A 2,963-nucleotide genomic window follows, 5' to 3' on the forward strand; every position below is an offset into this window, starting at 1 on the left:
GAGGGTTAAAACCTCAAAAATCCTAACTATCTAACGGATATGGGTGAAAACCCCATCCTTGAGGAGACAAGTGACTCCCTATCTGGCCACACCGAGCAGGCGGCAACCTCGCAGAGTGAAGCTGGCAGTGCGATTCGTTAGCTAGAAACCATGTCCGATAAAGACTTGGGGGATTAGCTGCTTGGTTTACGAACCATGACAACTTGATAACCATGATGGTGAAAATCCATCCCGGAGACAAAACCAAAGAATAGTGCAGCCTTAGTACAAAACCTTACTCCTATGATGCCTAACCTGCTGACCATAAAGGCTGCACTATTCTTTCGGTAACTTCTGACCCTCGCGAAATCCGAGTGACAGCCCTACCCTGATTCACAGAACTAACAAACCTGTGGATTGATGCAAGGGTCGAACAGTGAAGCACTACTAGCCAAAAGTGGTGTTAGTAACAGGCATTGGACTCATGGGTACGAGAGAAAGGTATGTTTAATCATCGTCATCACTAAGTAGCGAAACGGCTGACACGCTACAGACAAATAGTCAAAGGAGATAGGTATTACTGGTTTGCCAGTCAGTAATGATTTCCCACAAAGCTCCCGGTGAATAATACCACCCTAAAAGTCCACAGAATGGTTATCAGGAACGAAGTAACCTTTATAGGTACTCTGTTGAAAGGTCGAAGATTCTGAGTAGGTAGTTAGCCGCAAGTCCTATAGAGGCAAGATTGAATCAAAAGCTAACGTCTGGAGTAATTCCCAGGATATGCTGACGGATTCACGTTATAGGAAATGATTTAGCTGTAAGTAGCAATGAACAAGTCTAAAACTCGGGGGTTTGCCCCACAGTCAGAATGGAATAGGGTCAACTGGCGCAAGCTAGAAATGACCATATTTAAGTTGCAAAAACGGATATATCGAGCCTCCCAACGTGGTGACGTTTGCGTGGTAAGGAAGCTTCAAAAGACTCTGATGAAATCCTGGGACGAAACCTTAGAGAGTGGAGCCTTAATTCATATAACTTAAAACTATTACCTATAACCTGTCGCTATAAAGGCTCCACTCTCTTACGGTAACTTCAAGGTCAGCCAAAATGATAGCGGTCAGAAGGGTTACCCAAGAAAACAAAGGTAAAAAGACTGCCGGAATAGACGGGGTAAAAGCTTTAACCAATAAGCAACGCCTCGCCTTAGTAGCCAGCCTGAAGGTCTCTAAGAAGGCTCAACCAACTAGAAGGGTCTGGATACCCAAACCCGGACGGACGGAAAAACGACCTCTAGGTATCCCTACAATATATGACCGCGCCCTACAAGCACTTCTCAAACAGGCACTCGAACCTGAATGGTCAGAAGTTACCGCAAGATAGTGGAGCCTTTATAGTTTTAAGGTTATGCAGAGAAGGTTTTAAGGCTTGTTAGTAAGGCTCCACTATCTAAGGTTTCGTCTCCGGGAAGCCAAATTTGAACCTAATTCATATGGATTCAGACCAGGACGCTCATGTCACGACGCAATTCAAGCAATATTCAACAGCATCAGTAAAAAACCCAAATGGATACTTGATGCCGACATTGCCAAATGCTTCGATAAAATCAACCATGATGCTCTTCTTCAAAAATTAAATACTTATCCATCCATTCGGCGACTAATCAAATCTTGGTTAAAAGCCGGTGTAATGGATAATGGAACATTCTCACCTACAAACGAGGGTACCCCCCAAGGTGGTATAATATCCCCCCTCCTAGCAAATATAGCCCTCCACGGAATGGAAGAACGAATTAAACAACATGCTATCTCTATGAAAGGAGAAAAATCCAAAAATAGAAGAGCATTAAGTCTAATTCGCTATGCTGATGATTTTGTCATCATACACAAAGACCAAACCGTAGTAGAAGAATGTCAAAGAATCATCAATAAATGGTTGAATGACATGGGTTTGGAATTAAAACCAAGCAAAACTAAAATTACCCATACTTTTGAAGGTTTTGACTTTATCGGATTCAATATCCGTCAATACAAGGTAGGTAAAACACACTCAAAGCAAGGTTTTAAAACCATCATCAAACCATCGGAGAAAGCAATTCAAAAGCATTATGGGCAACTCACAGAAGTTATATACAGACATAGAGCTGCCCCCCAGAAGGCTCTGATTAGCCAACTAAAACCTATTGTAAGAGGATGGTGCAACTACAACAAATCTGTATGTAGTAAGGAAACATTCTCAAAAATAGACTATCTGCTTTGGAACAAGCTTCAAAGATGGGGATACAGGAGACACCCAAATAAATCAAAAACCTGGGTAAACAGGAAATACTGGGGAACAAAGGCAGAAAAAGCCAAAAAACCCTGGGAGGCCGACAAAGTAGACAATTGGGTATTTCAAAGCGAAGAAATATTTCTTCAAAAACATGCCAAAACAGACATAGTTAGGCATACAAAAGTACAAGAAACTCGAAGCCCCTACGACGGAGACCTGATTTACTGGAGTACCAGAATGCAGAAACATCCTGAGATGACCAGTCAAAAGGGAAAGCTTTTGAAAAGGCAAGAAAGGAAATGTGCTCATTGTGGTCTTACCTTCAAGGAAGGAGATTTGTTAGAAACGCACCACATACTACCACGCACATTAGGTGGAAAAGACGAAACTCAAAATCTTGAGTTACTACACCTCCACTGTCACGACGCCAAACACGGTACTAAAATTAACTCTAATGAGTTAGATGAAAACCCGTTTTAGAGGTACCAATGACAATGGTTCCTATGATGAGGAGCCGTATGATGCGAAAGTGTCACGTACGGTTTTGAAGACGAGTCAGTGAGGCGACTCACCGGCTTAGTTTAATCCAGGGCGGAATCAGAGGTGAAACAGATTAGCCACACTGCCGCTAACGGGGAGGTGACACGGGTAAACAAATCCTAGAAAAATGTCTAATCCGGAAGCCACAATCTGAACAAAATACAATGTGGACT

1 protein-coding gene and 1 pseudogene are annotated in these 2,963 nt (G+C 42.6%); both read left to right on the forward strand.

Annotated features, from left to right (window positions below; translation table 11 throughout):
* Positions 1 to 809: 809 nt before the first annotated feature.
* A pseudogene (locus F6K38_RS38430) lies at positions 810 to 1,341 on the forward strand (reverse transcriptase N-terminal domain-containing protein); the annotation flags it as partial.
* 66 nt (positions 1,342 to 1,407) lie between these two features.
* Positions 1,408 to 2,730, forward strand: coding sequence for a group II intron reverse transcriptase (locus F6K38_RS38435; protein ID WP_502709650.1), 1,323 nt, complete (start codon positions 1,408 to 1,410; stop codon positions 2,728 to 2,730).
* The last annotated feature ends 233 nt before the right edge of the window (positions 2,731 to 2,963 follow it).

The sequence above is a fragment of the Moorena sp. SIO3B2 genome, assembly GCF_010692525.1.
GTDB lineage: Bacteria > Cyanobacteriota > Cyanobacteriia > Cyanobacteriales > Coleofasciculaceae > Moorena > Moorena producens.